The organism is Nocardioides sp. Leaf307 (assembly GCF_001423135.1).
Lineage (GTDB): Bacteria > Actinomycetota > Actinomycetes > Propionibacteriales > Nocardioidaceae > Nocardioides > Nocardioides kribbensis.
The window spans coordinates 1,021,050-1,039,116 of the sequence record NZ_LMNY01000001.1; the positions used below are offsets into that span (position 1 = coordinate 1,021,050).

13 protein-coding genes are annotated in these 18,067 nt (G+C 75.4%); 12 read left to right on the forward strand and 1 reads right to left on the reverse strand.

Annotated elements, in window-relative coordinates; all coding sequences use genetic code 11:
* Positions 1-3: 3 nt before the first annotated feature.
* From ASF50_RS04750 to ASF50_RS04790, 9 genes are all read left to right on the forward strand, one after another.
* The gene (locus tag ASF50_RS04750; protein ID WP_056903641.1) at positions 4-2,517 is read left to right on the forward strand and encodes an FHA domain-containing protein; all 2,514 of its coding nucleotides are present in this window, start codon (positions 4-6) and stop codon (positions 2,515-2,517) included.
* 166 nt (positions 2,518-2,683) lie between these two features.
* Positions 2,684-3,370 carry a 50S ribosomal protein L25/general stress protein Ctc gene (locus ASF50_RS04755; protein WP_056863790.1) on the forward strand — a complete coding sequence of 229 codons (687 nt, stop codon included), beginning with the start codon at positions 2,684-2,686 and terminating at the stop codon, positions 3,368-3,370.
* The gene (pth, locus tag ASF50_RS04760; RefSeq protein ID WP_056903642.1) at positions 3,367-3,963 is read left to right on the forward strand and encodes an aminoacyl-tRNA hydrolase; all 597 of its coding nucleotides are present in this window, start codon (positions 3,367-3,369) and stop codon (positions 3,961-3,963) included. The genes ASF50_RS04755 and pth overlap by 4 nt, the downstream gene beginning before the upstream one ends.
* 25 nt (positions 3,964-3,988) lie before the next feature.
* Positions 3,989-4,780, forward strand: coding sequence for a 3'(2'),5'-bisphosphate nucleotidase CysQ (locus tag ASF50_RS04765; RefSeq protein ID WP_056863792.1), 792 nt, complete (start codon positions 3,989-3,991; stop codon positions 4,778-4,780).
* Positions 4,777-5,415, forward strand: a complete 639-nt coding sequence (locus ASF50_RS04770) for an HAD family hydrolase (RefSeq protein WP_056903643.1) — start codon at positions 4,777-4,779, stop codon at positions 5,413-5,415. Before ASF50_RS04765 ends, ASF50_RS04770 begins: the two co-directional genes overlap by 4 nt.
* Positions 5,412-6,140, forward strand: a complete 729-nt coding sequence (locus tag ASF50_RS04775; RefSeq protein WP_056903644.1) for a lytic murein transglycosylase — start codon at positions 5,412-5,414, stop codon at positions 6,138-6,140. Before ASF50_RS04770 ends, ASF50_RS04775 begins: the two co-directional genes overlap by 4 nt.
* 53 nt (positions 6,141-6,193) lie before the next feature.
* Positions 6,194-6,874 carry a GTP pyrophosphokinase family protein gene (locus tag ASF50_RS04780; protein ID WP_056904237.1) on the forward strand — a complete coding sequence of 227 codons (681 nt, stop codon included), beginning with the start codon at positions 6,194-6,196 and terminating at the stop codon, positions 6,872-6,874.
* A 42-nt stretch (positions 6,875-6,916) separates the two neighbouring features.
* Positions 6,917-8,602 (forward strand): ABC-F family ATP-binding cassette domain-containing protein, encoded by a 1,686-nt coding sequence (locus ASF50_RS04785; protein WP_056863796.1) that lies wholly within the window; start codon positions 6,917-6,919, stop codon positions 8,600-8,602.
* Positions 8,599-9,663 carry a GNAT family N-acetyltransferase gene (locus tag ASF50_RS04790; protein ID WP_056903645.1) on the forward strand — a complete coding sequence of 355 codons (1,065 nt, stop codon included), beginning with the start codon at positions 8,599-8,601 and terminating at the stop codon, positions 9,661-9,663. Before ASF50_RS04785 ends, ASF50_RS04790 begins: the two co-directional genes overlap by 4 nt.
* A 33-nt stretch (positions 9,664-9,696) precedes the next feature.
* On the opposite strand, the gene ASF50_RS04795 is transcribed toward ASF50_RS04790, so the two are convergent.
* Complete coding sequence (locus ASF50_RS04795; RefSeq protein WP_056903646.1) at positions 9,697-10,977, reverse strand: S1C family serine protease; 1,281 nt, start codon at positions 10,975-10,977, stop codon at positions 9,697-9,699.
* 118 nt (positions 10,978-11,095) lie between these two features.
* On the opposite strand from ASF50_RS04795, the gene ASF50_RS04800 reads away from it, so the two are divergent.
* The 3 genes from ASF50_RS04800 (at position 11,096) to ASF50_RS04810 (ending at position 18,062) form a co-directional block, all read left to right on the forward strand.
* Positions 11,096-12,703, forward strand: coding sequence for a long-chain-fatty-acid--CoA ligase (locus ASF50_RS04800; protein ID WP_056903647.1), 1,608 nt, complete (start codon positions 11,096-11,098; stop codon positions 12,701-12,703).
* A gap of 107 nt (positions 12,704-12,810) precedes the next feature.
* Complete coding sequence (locus tag ASF50_RS04805) at positions 12,811-16,743, forward strand: Pls/PosA family non-ribosomal peptide synthetase (RefSeq protein ID WP_056903648.1); 3,933 nt, start codon at positions 12,811-12,813, stop codon at positions 16,741-16,743.
* Positions 16,740-18,062, forward strand: a complete 1,323-nt coding sequence (locus tag ASF50_RS04810) for a M1 family metallopeptidase (protein ID WP_056904238.1) — start codon at positions 16,740-16,742, stop codon at positions 18,060-18,062. Before ASF50_RS04805 ends, ASF50_RS04810 begins: the two co-directional genes overlap by 4 nt.
* Positions 18,063-18,067 lie beyond the last annotated feature (5 nt).

The following is an 18,067-nucleotide window of genomic DNA, read 5'->3' on the forward strand; positions in this document are numbered from 1 at the left end:
CCCGTGCGCGTCACCGTCACGCTGCAGACCCCCGCGCGGGCCCTCGACGTGCTCGTCGACTGCGACGAGTCCGGCCCCGCCGCCGAGCTCGAGCATCGGCTGCGCGCCCTCGCCGGGGCCCCCGACGCACCCATGGTCGTGCCGCGCGGGGGACCCACCACGCTCGACGGTGGCATCCCCACCGGACGCGGCACCGTCGCCGACCTCGGCCTCCTCGACGGCAGCCGGATCGGCTTCCTCGGCGCCGACGTCTCGCCTCCCCGGCTGGGCCGCGGTCTCCAGCTGCACGTCGTGAGCGGGCCCGACAGCGGCGCGGTCCTCCCGCTGCCGGCGGGCACGCACGAGATCGGCCGCAGCGGCGCGCTCTCCTGGGCCGACCACTCGCTCTCGCGGCGCCACTGCCGGGTGGGGGTCACCTCGGTGGCCGTCACCGTGACCGACCTGGGCTCGAGCAACGGCACCGCCATCGACGGACGGGCCTGCCCACCACAGGTGCCCGTGTCGTGGCGCCAGGGCGAGTCGCTGGAGGTGGGCGACTCGCTGTGCGAGCTGCGCGTCGGTGCGGCGGCGGCCGCCCTGACCGAGCCGGCCGCGCCCGGCTGGCTCAGGCTCCAGCGGCCCCCGCGCGTGCGGGGCGCCGCCCACCCGCTCGTCATCGACCTCCCCCCGGCCCCGCGGGGCCGGGGGTGGCGGGGAGGGCGCGCCGGGCCCAGCGACCTCGGCGACGACGTGCGGCGGCTGCTGCGCGAGGCCGTGCTGCAGGAGCAGAAGGAGGCCCGCGGGCTGCTGCCCGACCCGGCGAGCACGGTGGCCACGGTGCTGCCGCACGGTCGGCGGCTGTGGGAGCGGCGTCCCGAGGACGACGACTTCCTCGTGCTGCGCGTGGGCACCGGCCCGCGACCGGCCGGCATGGAGCTGCGCGGCGGCACCCCCGCCGACCGGCCCTGGCTGCGCGACGTGCCGGTGGCGGTCTCCCTGCGCGGGACCCCGGTGCTCGGGGTGGCCGGTCCCGGCGCCGTCGGCGACGCCGTGCTGCGCTGGCTGCTGCTGCAGCTGTGCGCCGCCCATGCTCCCGGCGACCTCGGCCTCACCGTGCTGAGCACCCGCGCCGACGAGGCCTGGTCGTGGCTGCGGTGGCTGCCGCACCTGCGGCCCGCCGGTCCCGCGAGCGGGGCGGCGCGGGTGGGGGTCGACCCCAGCGGCCACCAGGCCCGCCTCGGCGACCTGCTGGCGACCGTGCGCCGGCGCCGTGCCGGTGAGCGCGGGGCGGCCCACGTCGTGGTCGTCCACGGCCACCGCGCCCTCGCCGACGCCCCGGGCGGGTCGGCCGCGCTGACCGAGCTGCTGCGCGACGGACCGTCCGTCGGTGTCCACGCCGTCTGTGTCGACGAGCGCGAGGCCGACCTCCCCGAGCGCTGCTCGGCGACCCTGCTCGTCGACGCGGCCCAGCCGTCGTACGCCGCCCTGGCCCGCAGCGGCCAGGAGCGGCTGCCGCGCGTGCGCCTGGAGGGCGTGGCCCCGGCGCTGGTCGACCGCGCCGCCCGGCGCCTCTCGCCGGTGCTCGACCCGGTCACGGGCCTGCTCCTGCCCGAGCGGGTGCGCCTGCGCGACCTGCTGCCCGCCGACGCCCTCGGCGAGGCCGCCCTGGCCCGGGCGTGGGACGAGCACGACCGGGGCGACGCCGCCGGCGCGGTGCCGGTCGGGGTCGGCGGCGACGGCCCGGTGGACCTCGACCCGCTGGCACCCGGCGCCCACACGGTCGTGGCCGGGCTCCCCGGCACGGGGCGCACCGCGGCGCTGCTGACGATGGCGGGCGCCGCGACGCTCTCCCGCTCACCCGACGCCCTCGCCGTCGTGCTCGTCGACGGGGGAGCCGCCGCACCCGGGCGGGCGCCGCTCGCCGGACTCGCGGTGCTGGCCGGCCTCCCGCACGCGCGTCCCGCCGACGTCGCCGCGGGGGAGGGCCCGGTGCGCGCCGCGGAGGCCGCCCTGCGCACCGCCCGGGAGGTCCTCGTGGTGGTCGACGACCTCGACCTGCTGGAGTCGGCCTCGCCCGGCACGGCCGAGGCGCTGGCCTGGCTGGCCGGCCGCGACCCCCGGCTGCACCTGCTGGCGGCGACCGGTCGACCCCGCGCGGTGCCCGCTGCGGTGCGCTCGGTGGTGACGCGTCGCGTCGCGCTGCGCCTCGACGAGGAGGGCAGCCTCGACCTGCTCGGCACGACCGCGGCCGCGGCCCTCCCGGCCGCGGTGCCGGGTCGCGCCCTCGTCGCCGGCGCGGGCGCCGGGGGGGCCGGCGACGAGGTGGCCCTGCAGCTGGCCTGGGTGGGCGGTCAGCCCCCGGGCGCTGCGGCGGTCACCGCCGCGGTGCACGTGCAGCCGCTGGACTGGTGGGGGCTGGGCCGGCCCGTGCCCGACCCGCCGCGGACGGACGCGACGCCCGTGCGCACCGACCTCGACGACCTCGTCGACGCCGTCGACGCCGCGGCGCGATTCGTGGGTGGCCGGGAGCCGGGCTAGACTGCTGCGGTTGCCTCGGCGAGGGACGGTCTGGAGACAGACCTCCGTGATCGACGCGGTCGGCTGCTTCATCGCGCCGTGCTGTGCGTCTCGGTCCCGTCCTCCGGGCGACCACACGCACGCACCACCTCCACACCGCACGAGCCGACCGCACAGGAGAAGCAGCATGTCTGCCGAGAAGATCACCGCCGAGTCCCGCACCGAGTTCGGCAAGGGCGCCGCCCGCCGCATCCGCCGCGAGGACAAGGTCCCCGCCGTCGTCTACGGCCACGGCATGGACCCCCAGCACATCACGCTGCCGGGCCACGAGACCATGATGGCGCTCAAGCACGGCGGCGCCAACGCGCTGCTCGAGCTCTCGATCGACGGCAAGACCCAGCTCGCGCTGACCCGCGAGGTGCAGATCGACCCGATCAAGCGCCACCTCGAGCACATCGACTTCGTCGCCGTCACCAAGGGCGAGAAGGTCACCGTGCAGGTGCCCGTCACCATCGTCGGCGAGGCCGGCCCCGACACCCTGGTCGTCACCGACACCACCGAGATCGAGCTCGAGGCCGAGGCCACCAACATCCCCGAGACCATCGAGGTCTCCGTGGAGGGCCTGCCCGCCGGCACCCAGATCCTCGCCTCCGAGCTCACCCTCCCCTCGGGCTCGACCCTGCTCCTCGACGGCGAGACGCTGGTCGTCAACGTCACCGAGCAGATCAGCGCCGAGGCCCTCGAGGCCGAGCTGGAGGAGGCCGAGGCCGAGGCCGGCATCGAGCGCGAGGAGTCCGACGAGGAGCAGGCCGAGGCCGAGGCCGCCGAGGGCGACTCCGCCGAGGGCTCCGAGGACTCCTCCTCCGAGGAGTGAGCGAGACCTCCGAGGTCTGGCTGGTCGTCGGGCTGGGCAACCCCGGCCCGACGTACGCCGGTCACCGCCACAACATCGGCTACCTCGTCAACGACGAGCTGGCCCGTCGCATGGGTGCGTCCTTCCGGGCGCACAAGACCGGGCGCGCCGACGTCGTCGAGGGACGACTCGGTGCGCCCGGCACCCCGGCGCCGCGCGTCGTGCTCGCCCGGCCGCGCTCCTACATGAACGAGGTGGGCGGCCCGGTCAAGGCGCTCGCGTCCTTCTACAAGGTCGCTCCGGCGCGCATCGTGGCCGTCCACGACGAGCTCGACATCGCCTTCGACACGATGCGGGTCAAGCTGGGCGGTGGCGACAACGGCCACAACGGCCTGAAGTCGATGCGCTCCTCGCTGGGCACCGGCGACTTCCACCGCGTGCGGGTCGGGATCGGCCGGCCCCCGGGCCGCCAGGACGTCGCCGACTTCGTGCTGTCGAACTACTCGACCGCGGAGCGCAAGGTCCTGCCCTTCGGCGTCGACCTGGCCGCCGACGCGGTCGAGAGCCTGGTCACCGAGGGCCTCGAGCGCACCCAGCAGCGGTTCAACTCCTGAGGCGGGCCCCGGTAGGGTCGCGGCCGTGACCTTCGACCCCGGTACCCCGCCCGCCGCCTCCGCCACCGACGACCACGTGCTCGCCACCTGGCTGGCCGAGGTGGCGGGACGCCGCCTCCTCCAGGTCCGCCAGGAGGGCCTCGAGGGCCGCGAGCTCAAGGACGCCGGCGACCGGGCGGCCCACGAGCTGCTGATGGGCCTGCTCGCCGAGCTGCGCCCCGGCGACGCCGTGCTCTCCGAGGAGGGCAAGGACGACAAGGCCCGCCTCGAGGCCGACCGGGTCTGGATCGTCGACCCGCTCGACGGCACCCGCGAGTTCTCCGAGCCCCCGCGCGACGACTGGGCCGTGCACGTGGCCCTGTGGGAGCGCTCCGCCGACGGCGGCGACCTGACCGCCGGCGCGGTCGCCCAGCCCGTGCTGGGGGAGACCTTCACCACCGGCGAGGCCCCCGCCGTGCCCGCCTCGAGCTCCGAGCGGCCCCGCATCGCGGTCTCGCGCAGCCGCCCGCCGGCCTTCGTTCAGGCCCTGGCCGAGGAGATCGGCGCCGAGCTCGTGCCGATGGGTTCGGCCGGGGTGAAGATGATGTCGGTCGTGCGCGACGTGGCCGACGCCTACGTCCACGCCGGCGGGCAGTACGAGTGGGACTCCGCCGCCCCGGTCGCCGTGGCGCGGGCCGCGGGGCTGTTCACCTCCCGCGTCGACGGCAGCCCGCTGGTCTACAACCAGGACGACGTCTACCTGCCCGACGTCGTCGTGTGCCGCCCCGAGCTGTCCGAGCGGATCCTGGCCTTCATCGCCGCCCACGGCACCGAGTGAGGCCGCAGCACGTCCTGTGGGACGCCGACGGCGTCCTCCAGTCGCTGCCGGGCGGCTGGGAGCGCGCCGCCGCGCCCTGGCTGGGTGAGCGCGACGAGGCCTCCGAGGCCCTGCTGCGCGAGGCCGTGGCGGTGGAGCGCGAGGCGCTGGTCGGGCGCAGCGACTTCCTCGCCGACCTCGCCGGCGTCCTGGAGCGCCACGGCGTCGACGTGCCCGCACGCGACCTCCACGCCGCCATCTGGTTGGCCACCGAGCCCGACGCCGCCTCGTGGGCCGTGGTGGAGCGGGTCCGCGCCGCGGGCCACGGCGTCCACCTGGGCACCAACCAGGAGGCCCACCGTGCCGCCCACATGCGCACGGTGCTGGGCTACGACGAGCGCTTCGACGTCAGCGTCTACTCCTGCGACCTCGGCGTGGCCAAGCCCGACCCGGCCTACTTCGAGCGGGCGGTCGCGATGATCGGTGCCGACCCCGACGACGTGGTCTTCGTCGACGACCGCGCCGACAACGTCGCGTCCGCGTGCGGGGTCGGCCTGCGCGGGGTGCGCTGGACCATCGCCGAGGGCCACGAGCGACTCGTCTCGCTGCTGCGCGGGGTCGGGGTCCGCCTCGGCCAGGCGCGGCCACGCGGGTGAGCCGCCCGTCCCGGGCGGTGGTGCGACTGGCGGGACTGCTCGCCGTCGTGTGCCTGCTCGCCCTCGCCGCCTCGCGCCTCTACGCCCCCGAGCGGGTGCTCGACCTGACGCCGGGTGCCGACTACGTCGCCGCGCCCACCCCGCCGGAGCGTGCCCGCTCGGCCGGGCAGCTCGTCGAGCAGCGCTGGCTGACCCGCACGGCGCGGGCCACCGGCATCCCGGTGCCCGCGCTGCGCGCCTACGCCGACGCCCAGCTCTCCGACCCCGGCTGCCGGGTCGGCTGGACCACCCTGGCCGGCATCGGCTGGGTGGAGTCGCAGCACGGCACGCTCGGCGGTCGCACGCTCGGCGCCGACGGGCGCTCCTCGAGCACGATCCTCGGTCCGGCGCTCGACGGGTCGGGCGAGTTCGCGGCCATCCGCGCCACCGGCGGGTCGGCGCGCTGGCACGGCGACGCCGTGTGGGAGCACGCCGTGGGGCCGATGCAGTTCCTGCCGACCACCTGGGAGCCGTGGGGGGCCGACGGCGACGGCGACGGCGCAGCCGACCCCCGCGACCTCGACGACGCCGCGCTCGGGGCGGCGCGCTACCTGTGCGCGGCGGGCGAGGACCTCTCCGCCCTGGGGCCCTGGGAGGCGGCGGTGCTGACCTACAACCCCTCGCGCGAGTACGTCGACGCCGTGCACGCCGCCGCGTCGGCGTACGCCCGGGACGCCGGGGCCTGAGCCCGGGCCGGAGCCTGAGAGCCGTCACAGGCGGGCGCCCTAGAGTGACCGCCATGGTCGCGGAGTCGTGGGAGGAGCTGCTGGGCGAGCCCGGTCAGGACTTCCGCCGGTTCATGCTGGAGTACAAGTTCGGCATGGAGGAGATCGTCACCAAGCTCGAGATCCTGCGCGACGAGTTCGCCCACCTGCACGACTACAACCCCATCGAGAACGTCTCCTCCCGGCTCAAGTCGCCGGCCAGCCTGGCCGAGAAGATGCGCCGCAAGGGGTGCGACGACGGGTCCCTGGACTCGATCCGGCGCACCGTCACCGATGTCGCCGGCGTCCGCGTGACCTGCAGCTTCCTCTCCGACGTGCGCCGGGTCTCCGACCTGCTGGCCGAGCACCGCGACCTGACCGTGCTGGAGGTGCGCGACTACATCACCACGCCCAAGGCCAATGGCTACCGCTCGCTGCACGCGCTGCTCGAGGTGCCGGTGTTCCTCTCCGGGGGCCCGGTGCCGGTGGTCGTCGAGGTGCAGTTCCGCACCATCGCGATGGACTTCTGGGCCAGCCTGGAGCACAAGATCTTCTACAAGTACCGCCAGGACGTGCCGCGGGAGCTCCTGGACGGTCTCGCCGAGGCCGCCGAGACCTCCTACGCCCTCGACGCGACGATGGAGCGGCTGCACCACGAGGTCAGGGGGCACGAGGTCAGGGGGCACGAGGCCGGGGGGCACGAGGCCGGGCGCTAAAGAAGGTGCCCTGCGGCCGCGCGTGCCGGACAATGGCCCGTCGTGGGTCACGTGGATGTCGCCGGGGTGCGCTACGAGCTGCCGGACGGGCGGGTGCTGCTCGACGACGTGTCGTTCCGGGTGGGCGAGGGGGCCAAGGTCGCGCTCGTCGGCGCCAACGGCGCGGGCAAGACGACGCTGCTGCGCCTCATCACCGGCGACCTGGTGCCCCACGCCGGGGTCGTGACCCGCTCCGGCGGTCTCGGCGTGATGCGCCAGATGGTCGGCAAGGACCTCGGCGAGGCCCCCACGGTGGCCGACCTGCTGCTCAGCGTGTCGAGCCCCCGCGTGCGCGCGGCCGCCGCCGAGGTCGACCGCCTCGAGCTGGCGCTGATGGAGAGCGACGACGAGGCCACGCAGATGGCCTACGCCACGGCGCTGGGGGAGTACGCCGACGCGGGGGGCTACGACGCCGAGGTCACCTGGGACGTCTGCACCACCGCGGCGCTGGCCGTGCCCTTCGACCGCGCGAAGTACCGCGAGCTGGCGACCCTCTCCGGCGGGGAGCAGAAGCGCCTCGTGCTCGAGCTGCTGCTGCGCGGGCCCGACCAGGTGCTGCTGCTCGACGAGCCTGACAACTACCTCGACGTGCCGGGCAAGATCTGGCTCGAGCAGCGCATCCGCGAGTCCGACAAGACGATCCTCATGATCAGCCACGACCGCGAGCTGCTCGACAACACCGCCACCCGCGTCGTGACCGTCGAGCTGGGCGCCGCCGGCAACACGGTGTGGACCCACCCGGGGGGCTTCTCCTCCTACCACCAGGCGCGCAAGGACCGGTTCCTGCGCTTCGAGGAGCTGCGCCGCCGCTGGGACGAGGAGCACGCCAAGCTCAAGGCGCTCGTGCTGCGCTACAAGATCAAGGCGGAGTACAACGACGGCCTGGCCTCGCAGTACCGCGCGGCACAGACCCGGCTGCGCAAGTTCGAGGAGGCCGGGCCGCCGGCCGACCAGCCCCGCGAGCAGCAGGTCACCATGCGGCTCAAGGGTGGTCGCACCGGCAAGCGGGCCGTGGTCTGCGAGGGCCTGGAGCTCTCCGGCCTGATGCGCCCCTTCGACCTGGAGGTCTGGTACGGCGAGCGCGTGGCCGTGCTCGGCTCCAACGGCTCGGGCAAGTCGCACTTCCTGCGCCTGCTGGCCGCGGGCGGCACCGACCCCGACGTCGAGCACCGCCCGGTGGGCGACGTGGTCATCGAGCCCGTGCGCCACCGGGGGCTGGCCCGCCTGGGTGCGCGCGTGCGGCCGGGCTGGTTCGTGCAGACCCACGACCATCCCGAGCTGGTCGGGCGCACGCTCGTGGAGGTGCTGCACCGCGGTGACGAGCGCCGCGCGGGCATGGGGCGCGAGCAGGCCGCCCGGGTGCTCGACCGCTACGAGCTGGCCCACGCCGCGGAGCAGCGCTTCGAGTCGCTCTCCGGCGGGCAGCAGGCCCGCTTCCAGATCCTGCTGCTCGAGCTCTCCGGCGCCACGCTGCTGCTGCTCGACGAGCCCACCGACAACCTCGACGTGCAGTCGGCCGAGGCGCTGGAGGAGGGGCTGGAGGCCTTCGAGGGCACGGTGCTGGCCGTCACCCACGACCGCTGGTTCGCGCGCGGCTTCGACCGGTTCCTGGTCTACGGCGCCGACGGCGACGTCTACGAGTCCGACGGGCCGGTGTGGGACGAGGGACGCGTGGAGCGCGCCCGGTGAGCGAGGGCGCGGCGGCGGGCGCGCTGACGGTGGTCGAGGTCGACCCCTTCGACCCGGGGTCCTTCGACCCGTGGCACGCGACCTACGAGGCCGCCCAGCGCCACGGGCACGAGGAGCTCGCGACGCCGTGGAGGCGCGAGGAGCTGCGCCTGCAGCTGCAGGGTCAGGTCGAGGGCGCGAGCCGGACCCGGCGCGCGAGCGCCTACGCCGGGGTGGTGGGCGACCAGGTGGTGGCCGCGGGGTGGATCGGCGCGAGCCTGCGCGACAACCGCGACACCGCCGAGGTCGAGGTGGGCACCGCGCCGGCGCACCAGCGCCGCGGCCACGGGTCCGCGGTGCTCGAGCACCTGCTCGGGATCGCGCGCGAGCGAGGGCGCGACGTCGTGCAGGCCCGGACCTGGTGGCCCGCGGGGGCGCCGGACCACGGGGCCACCGAAGCGGGGCCGGCGTTCCTGCGCCGCCACGGCTTCGAGCTCGGGCTGGTGGAGGTGCTGCGCACGCTCGAGCTGCCCGTCGACCCCGAGCTCCTCGCCGGACTGGCCGCGCGGGCCGCCTCGCACCACGACGGCTACGCCCTGCGCTCCTTCGTGGGTCCCGTGCCCCAGGAGCTGCTGCGGGGGTGGGCCGAGGCGAGCGCCAGCGTGGAGTCCGACGCCCCGACCGGCGACCTCGACCGCGAGCCCGAGACCGCCGACCCCGCCGGGGTGCGCGAGGCCGAGGAGGTGCAGCGCCGTCAGGGCCGCACGAGGATCGGCACCGTCGCGCTCGACGCCGACGGCGAGGTGGTGGCCTACACCGACCTGGTCACCGGCCGTCACGAGCCGGGCCGGGCCTTCCAGTGGGGCACCCTGGTGCGGCGGGAGCACCGGGGCCACCGGCTCGGGCTGGCGGTCAAGACGGCCAACCTGCGGCTGCTGCAGTCCACCGACCCCTCCGTGCGCCGCGTGCTGACCTGGAACGCCGACGTCAACGCACCGATGGTGGCGGTCAACGACGCCCTGGGCTTCCACGCGGCCGAGGGAGCCGGCGCCTTCCAGCGCCGACTCCCTCGTGACGACTGACCCCGTGGTGACCGTCCTCCGGTCGCGCCGGGGTCAGGAGGTGGTGGCGTCGGAGTCGAGCTCGAGGTCGGTGGTCTGCTCCTCGCCGTCGCGCACGTAGGTCACGGTGACGGTGTCGCCGGGGCGGTAGGAGCGGATGGTGGCGATGAGCGAGTCGGAGCCCGAGATCGCGGTGTCGTCGATGCGGGTGATCACGTCGCCGGCCTGCAGTCCCGCGTCGCCGGCGGTCGAGCCGTCGCCGATCTCCTGCACCTGGGCGCCGTCGACGACGGCCGCGGTCGAGCCGCCCTCGGCGCGCACGTCGCTCACGGTGATGCCGAGCCGCGCGTGGGTGGGCGTCTCGCCGTCGACCATCTGCTCCACGATCGGCATGACCTCGTCGATCGGGATCGCGAACCCGAGGCCGATCGAGCCGCCCTCGGCGGTCTCGCCGAAGGGCGAGGTCGAGCCGCTGCCGGCGGTGCGGATGGAGGAGTTGATGCCGACGACGTGGCCGTACATGTCGACCAGCGGGCCGCCGCTGTTGCCGGGGTTGATGGCCGCGTCGGTCTGCACGGCGGGGTAGGCGGTGGTGTTGCCCTCGCTGTCGGAGCCGACGTCGACCGGGCGGTCCAGCGCGCTCACGATGCCGCTGGTGACGGTGGCGTCGAGGCCGTAGGGCGAGCCGATGGCCACGACGCCCTGCCCGACCTGGAGGTCGTCGGAGGAGCCGATGGTGGCGGGGGTCAGGCCGCTGACGTCCTGGGCCTGGATCACGGCGGTGTCGGTGAGCGGGTCGGTGCCGACGATCTCGGCGAGTGCGGTCGAACCGTCGTTGAAGTCGACCTGGATGGTGCCCGAGTCGCCGGCCACCTCGACCACGTGGTTGTTGGTGAGGATCTGGCCGTCGGAGGAGAGCACGATGCCGGAGCCGGAGCCGGACTCCTGGGCGCCCTTCACCTCGATCTTGACCACCGAGGGCAGCACCTCCTGGGCCACCTGCTGCACCGTGCCCTGCTCGCCGGGGTCCTCGGGGGTGTCGACGACCTGCGAGGTGGTGCTCGCCGTCGAGGCCCCGGACGCCGACCCGCCCGTGGCGTCGTCGCTCAGCGAGGACCAGACCGCCGCACCGCCGACCCCGGCGCCGCCGCCCACGACGAGCGCGGCGGTGAGCAGGCCCGCCGCGAACACGGTGCGCCCACGCCGCGGCCGCTCGGCCACGGCCGTCGACCCGGCGTACGGCGGGGGCGGCGGCGGGCCGGCCGGGGCGGACCAGGCCGGCTGGTCGGAGCGGGTGGGGCCGGCGGGCTGCTCGTCGCGAGGGAAGTCGTTCATGGTGACGACTGTGCTCAGCCACCCTGTGACCAGGCTGAGACGGCCCTGTTGGCGGGGGAAGAAGCCGGCGCGGGACGGACCCTTGTGGCTGACTGTGCTCTCGGTCACAATCTGGGCCATGAGTGCCACGGCGACGCCCGAGACCACGTCCTCCCGCCCCGCCCCCACGGCCGTCTTCGTCGACGACCGGCTCGCCCACTGGGCGTCGGTGGACCCCGACGGCGAGTGCATGACCTACCTCGGCCGCACCTGGACGTGGGCGCAGTGGCACGACCGGGTGCGCCGCGCCGCGGGGGCGCTGCGCGGGCTCGGGGTCGGTCGCGGCGACGTCGTGGCCTTCCTCGACAAGAACCACCCGGCCTGCGTCGAGGTCTCCCTCGCCGTGGCGACGCTGGGTGCGGCCAACGCCGTCGTCAACTGGCGCCTGGCACCCGACGAGGTCGACTACGCGGTCAACGACTCGGGGGCCAAGGTCGTCGTGGTGGGCTCCGAGCTGGCGCCGCTGCTCGAGCGGGTGCGCGAGCGGCTGACCGGCGTGGAGCACGTCGTCGAGGTGACCACCGACGGGGCCGAGGGCGACGCCTACGAGGCCATGCTGGCCGCCGCCACCCCGGTCGACCGCGACCCGGCCGTCACGCCCGACGACACCTGCCTGGTGCTCTACTCCTCCGGCACGACCGGGCGCCCCAAGGGGGTCATGCTGACCCACGCCAACATGGTCGCCCACACCGTCAACGCCCACGACGGCTGGGAGTTCGAGCCCGGTGACAAGTCCATGGTGGCCATGCCGCTCTTCCACGTCGGCGGCTCGTCCTACGTGCTCTTCGGCATCCACGACGGCATCCCCAGCGTGATGACCCGCGAGCCCGACGGCGCCTCCCTGGCCGGGGCGATCATGGCCGGCGCCAACCGCACCTTCCTCGTGCCCGCCGTGCTGGCCCAGGTCCTGCAGGCGGGCCCCGACGCGGTCAAGCTCTTCGGCGCGCTGCGCACCTACACCTACGGCGCGGCGCCGATGCCGCCCCCGCTGCTGCGCGCGGCGATGCAGGCCTGGCCCGACACCGACTTCATCCAGGTCTACGGCCTCACCGAGGTCGCGGGCGTCGCCACCCACCTCATGCCCGAGGACCACCGCGACCCCGAGCACCCGGAGCGGCTGGTCTCGGCGGGGCGCCCGGTGCCCGACGTCGAGGTGCGCATCGTCGACCCGGCCACGCTGGAGGACCTCCCGGTGGGCGAGCACGGCGAGATCTGGCTGCGCACGCCGCAGCTGATGAAGGGCTTCCTGAACAAGCCCGAGGCCACCGCCGAGGTCGTCACGGCCGACGGCTGGTTCCGCACCGGCGACATGGGCCGGGTCGACGACGGTGGCTACGTCTTCGTCGAGGACCGGCTCAAGGACATGATCATCTCGGGCGGGGAGAACATCTACAGCCCCGAGATCGAGCGCGTGCTGGCCGAGCACCCCGCGGTGATGGAGGTCGCCATCATCGGGGTGCCCGACGACACCTGGGGCGAGGCGGTCAAGGCCGTGGTCTCGCTCAAGGAGGGCGCCTCGGCGACGCCGGAGGAGCTCATCGCCCACTGCCGCGAGCACCTCGCGCACTTCAAGTGCCCCAAGTCGGTGGACATCCTCGACCTGCTCCCGCGCAACCCCACGGGCAAGATCCTCAAGCGCTCGCTGCGCGCTCCCTACTGGGAGGGTCGCGACCGGGCGGTCAACTGACCGACCGGTCCAGCCCGCGCTCGCCCGGCCCGCGCACGCCGGCCCGCGGGCGCCCAGCCCTCGGTCGCGACACCGGCCGTTCACCTGGCTGCGACACCCTCCGCCCCGTGAGCGACACGACGAGCACCGCCCCGACGAGCGCGCTGCGCCGCGGCGCGGCGGCGCCCGCCCCCCGGACCCTGGTCGACGTCTTCCGCACCACGGTGGCCACCTTCCCGGACGCCACGGCCCTCGACAGCGGCGCGGAGCAGCTGACCTACCTCGAGTTCGCCGAGGCCGCCGACGAGGTGGCCGACGAGCTGGCCTCGCTCGGCGTGGGCCGCGGCGACAGGGTCGGGGTCCGCCTGCCCAGCGGCACGACCGACCTCTACATCGCGATCATGGCCACCCTGCTCGTGGGCGCGGCCTACGTGCCCGTCGACGCCGACGACCCCGACGAGCGGGCCCGGCTGGTCTTCGGCGAGGCCGACGTCGCCGCCGTCGTGGGCGCCGACCTGGCGATCGAGGCGCGCCGCGCGGGCGCACCCCGCGAGCGCGAGGACCCGGCTCACGACGACGACGCCTGGGTCATCTTCACCTCCGGGTCCACCGGCACCCCCAAGGGCGTGGCCGTGAGCCACCGCAACGCGGCGGCCTTCGTCGACGCCGAGTCGCGGATGTTCCTCCAGGACGACCCGATCGGACCGCACGACCGGGTGATGGCCGGGCTCAGCGTCGCCTTCGACGCCAGCTGCGAGGAGATGTGGCTGGCCTGGCGCTACGGCGGCACGCTCGTGCCCGCGCCCCGTGCGCTGGTCAAGAGCGGCATGGACGTCGGGCCGTGGCTGGCCGCCAACCGCATCACCCTCGTCTCCACCGTGCCCACGCTGGTCAGCCTCTGGCCCGACGAGGCCCTCGAGCGCGTGCGCATGGTCATCCTCGGCGGCGAGGCGCTGCCGCCGGAGCTGGCCGCCCGACTGGCCCGCGAGGGCCGGGAGGTGTGGAACACCTACGGCCCCACCGAGGCCACCGTGGTGGCCTGCGGCGCCCTCGTCGGCGCCGAGGGGCCGGTGCGGATCGGGCTGCCGCTCGACGGCTGGGACCTCGCCGTCGTCGACGCCGAGGGCCGCGAGGTGCCGGTGGGGGAGACCGGCGAGCTGATCATCGGCGGCGTCGGGCTGGCCCGTTACCTCGACCCGGTCAAGGACGCCGAGAAGTACGCCCCGATGCCGACGCTGGGCTGGGAGCGGGCCTACCGCTCGGGCGACCTCGTGGTCCACGACCCGGCCGGCCTGCTCTTCGGCGGCCGCGCCGACGACCAGGTCAAGCTCGGCGGTCGCCGCATCGAGCTCGGCGAGGTCGACTCGGCGCTGCTCGCCCTGCCCGGGGTCGTCGGGGCGGCGGCCGCCGTACGCCGCTCCCGCACGGGCAACCAGCTGCTGGTCGGCTACGTCACCGTCGACGAGCGCTACGACGCGGCCGCGGCGGTGGCCGCGCTGCGCCGCGACCTGCCGGCGGCGCTCGTGCCGCGCCTGGCCGTCGTCGACGACATCCCCACCCGCACCTCGGGCAAGGTCGACCGCGACGCCCTGCCGTGGCCGCTCAGCGCCGTGTCGCCGCAGGAGTCGGGGCTGACCGGCACCGCCGCGCGGATCGCCGAGCTGTGGAACGAGGTGCTCGGCGCCTCGGTCACCCGCCGCGAGGAGGACTTCTTCGACGTCGGCGGCGGCAGCCTCACCGCCGCGCAGGTCGTCACGCTGCTGCGCCGCGAGCACCCCGACGTCGCGGTCGGCGACGTCTACGACCACCCGACGCTGGGCGGGCTGGCCGACTTCGTCGACTCGATGGACGCCGGCGTCGACAACGCCCAGGACCGGCTGGTGCCTCCGATCCCGCTCAAGACCCAGGCCGGGCAGGTGGCGGCGGTCGTGGCGCTGCGGGCGCTGGCCGCGCCGCGGTGGGCCGTGTGGCTGCTCGCCGCCAGCACCCTGGTCCACGACCTGCTCGACGTCGGGGGGCTCCCCACCGCCCCGTGGTGGCTGCTGGGCCTGGCCGCCCTGCTGGTGCTGACGCCTCCGGGCCGGATGGTGCTGGCCGCCGGCGCGGCGCGGCTCTGGCTGCGCGGCATCACCCCGGGCGACTACCCGCGCGGCGGCAAGGTGCACCTGCGGGTCTGGGCCGCCGAGCGCATGGTCGACCAGCTCGGGGCCACCGCGCTCAGCGGCGCCCCGCTCATCACGTGGTACGCCCGGCTGCTCGGCGCCCGCGTGGGCCGCCACGCCGACCTGCACTCGGTGCCGCCGGTCACCGGCTTCCTGCGCCTGGGCGCCGGCTGCTCGGTGGAGCCGGAGGTCGACCTCACCGGCTACTGGGTCGACGGCGACGTGCTCCACCTCGGCGAGGTGAGGGTGGGCCGGCGTGCCCGCGTCGGCACCCGCTCGATGCTCTGCCCCGGCGCCCGCGTCGGCGACGACGCCGAGGTCGCGCCGGGCTCCGCCGTCGTCGGCGTCGTGCCCGACGGGGAGTTCTGGTCCGGGGCCCCGGCCACCCGGGTCTCGGGCGCTGCGCGCGGGCCCTGGTCGGAGCGCCCGGCAAGCTCGGCGGCCTGGGTCGTGGCCTACGCCGCCGTGGCGGTCGCGCTCGGCCTGCTCCCGGCGCTGGCCGTCGGGGCCGGTGCCCTGGTGGCGCTGCTGGGCGCCGACCTGCCCGCCGACCCTGGCACCGGCACCGGCACCGGCACCGGACCCCTCGACCTGCTCGGCGCGCTGCTGCCCTGGCTGGTGCCGGGCACGCTGGTGGGTCTGCTCGTGCTGGCCGCGCTCGTGCTGGGCGTGGTGCGCCTGGCGGCGCTCGGGCTGAGCCCGGGGGTCTACCCCGTGCGCAGCCGCCCCGCCCTCGGCGTGTGGGCCACGGTGCGGGTGCTCGACGAGGCCCGCACCTGGCTCTTCCCGCTCTACTCCTCGACGCTCACCCCGGCCTGGCTGCGCCTGCTCGGCGCCCGCGTCGGCGCCGACGTCGAGGCCTCCACGGTGCTGATGGTGCCGGCGCTGACCACCGTCAACGACCTGGCCTTCCTCGCCGACGACACCCTCATCGGCGGCTACGAGCTCGGCGGGGGCTGGCTGCGCGTCGAGCGGGTCAAGATCGGCAAGCGGGCCTTCGTCGGCAACTCCGGCATGGCCGCCCCGGGTCGCAAGGTGCCCAAGCGGGCGCTGGTCGCGGTGCTCTCGGCCGCGCCCAACCGCAAGACCGCGCGCGCGGGGGAGTCGTGGCTGGGCAGCCCGCCCGCGGCCCTGCGGCGTACGACGGGCGCGGGCGACGACGCCCGCACCTACGCCCCGCCGACCCGGCTGCGGGTCGCGCGCGCCCTGTGGGAGGCGGCGCGCGTGGTGCCGCTGGCCTGCGCGGTGCTGCTCCACGCGGTGGTCGGGCTCCTCGCCCTCGCCGCGGCCGACGCGGTCACGGGGCCGAGCGGGGGAGCGACGGTCCTCGTGGTGGTCGTCCTCGCCCTGGTGCCGCTGCTGGTGGCCGGGGGCCTCGTGGCGGCCGCGCTCGCCACCGCGACGAAGTGGCTGCTGGTGGGCCGCCACCGCAGCGGCACCCACCCGCTGTGGAGCTCCTTCGTGTGGCGCAACGAGCTGGCCGACACCTTCGTGGAGGTGGTGGCCGCGCCGTGGTTCGCCCGGCTGGCCACGGGCACGCCCCTGCTCACCGCGTGGTTCCGCTCGATGGGCTCCACCGTGGGCCGTGGGGTGTGGTGCGAGACCTACTGGCTGCCCGAGGCCGACCTGGTCGAGCTCGGCGACGGGGCCACGGTCAACCAGGGCAGCGTGGTGCAGACCCACCTCTTCCACGACCGGCTGCTGGCCACCGACCGGGTGCGGGTGCGCCGGGGCGGCACGCTCGGGCCCAACTCGGTGATCCTGCCCGCGGCCAGCATCGGCCGGCACGCTACGGTCGGCCCGGTGTCCTTGGTGATGAGGGGTGAGTCGGTGCCCGACAAGACGATCTGGATCGGCAACCCGATCGGCCCGTGGGCCGCCGGCGAGGCCTCCTCGTGAGGGGCCTGCCGACCGCCGACGACTACCTGCCCGGCCACGGCGACCCCGCCTACGCCGTGCGCCACTACGACCTCGACCTGACCTACGCCGTCGAGGGCAACCGGCTCACCGGCCAGGCCACGCTCTCGGTGAGGGTGCTCGAGGCGACCCGGCGGCTCGTGCTCGACCTGGCCCACCTGCGCGTCGACAAGGTCCGTGTCACCGGCGCGCGGCTGGCCAAGCACTCCGCCCGCTCGGGCCGGGTCGTGCTGACCCTCGACGACGAGGTCGCCCCCGACACCCTGCTCACGGTGGTCGTGCGCTACTCCGGCAGCCCGCGGCCCGTGGTCGAGCGCCACCTCGGCGACGCCGGCTGGGAGGAGCTGACCGACGGCGTCATCGTGGCGGCCCAGCCGCACGGGTCGCCGACCTGGTTCCCCTGCAACGACCGCCCCGACGACAAGGCGTCCTACCGGATGACCTTCCGCGTCACCGCGGGCTACCACGTCGTCGCCAACGGCGTGCTGCGCGAGCACCGCCGGGGCGGGTCGAGCGAGACGTGGGTCTTCGAGCAGTCCGAGCCGATGGCCACCTACCTGGCCACGGCCCAGATCGGGCGCTACACCGACTGGCAGCTCCTGGGGCGCCCGGCCTCGGGCACCCCGCTGCGGGTGGTCGCGCCCGAGGACCTCGACGAGGACGACTACGTCGCCGCCTTCGGCCGCCAGCACGAGATGGTCGAGGTCTTCGAGCGCCTCTTCGGGCCCTACCCCTTCGACGGCTACGCCGTGGTCGTCACCGCCGACGACCTCGAGATCCCGCTGGAGAGCCAGAGCCTGTCGACCTTCGGGCGCAACCTCGTGCGCGGCGACTGGGACGCCACCCGCCTCATCGCCCACGAGCTGGCCCACCAGTGGTTCGGCAACGCCGTCACCCTGCGCCGGTGGCGCGACATCTGGCTGCACGAGGGCTTCGCCTGCTACAGCGAGTGGCTGTGGTCGCAGGAGTCCGGCGGCGAGAGCGCCGACGAGCACGCCCGCCACCACCACGCCCGGCTGGCCGAGCTCGACCACGACCTGCTGCTCAGCGACCCGGGCCCGGAGCTGATGTTCGACGACCGGGTCTACAAGCGCGGCGCGCTCACCCTCCACGCGCTGCGGCTGACGGTGGGCGACGAGGCGTTCTTCGCCCTGCTGCGCTCCTGGGTGGCCGAGCACGCGGGCGGCTCGGTGGTCACCGACGACTTCCTGGCCCACGCCGGCGCCGCCACCGGCCACGACGTCGCCGCGCTGCTGCACCCCTGGCTCCACGAGACCGCCCTGCCCGACCTGCCGGCCTGAGGCTC

Bases quoted from the DNA above. Each gene is read 5' to 3' on its own strand.
- ASF50_RS04755 (WP_056863790.1), top strand. From the start codon at position 2,684: ATGTCTGCCGAGAAGATCACCGCCGAGTCCCGCACCGAGTTCGGCAAG.
- ASF50_RS04780 (WP_056904237.1), top strand. From the start codon at position 6,194: ATGGTCGCGGAGTCGTGGGAGGAGCTGCTGGGCGAGCCCGGTCAGGAC.
- ASF50_RS04795 (WP_056903646.1), bottom strand. From the start codon at position 10,977: ATGAACGACTTCCCTCGCGACGAGCAGCCCGCCGGCCCCACCCGCTCC.
- ASF50_RS04800 (WP_056903647.1), top strand. From the start codon at position 11,096: ATGAGTGCCACGGCGACGCCCGAGACCACGTCCTCCCGCCCCGCCCCC.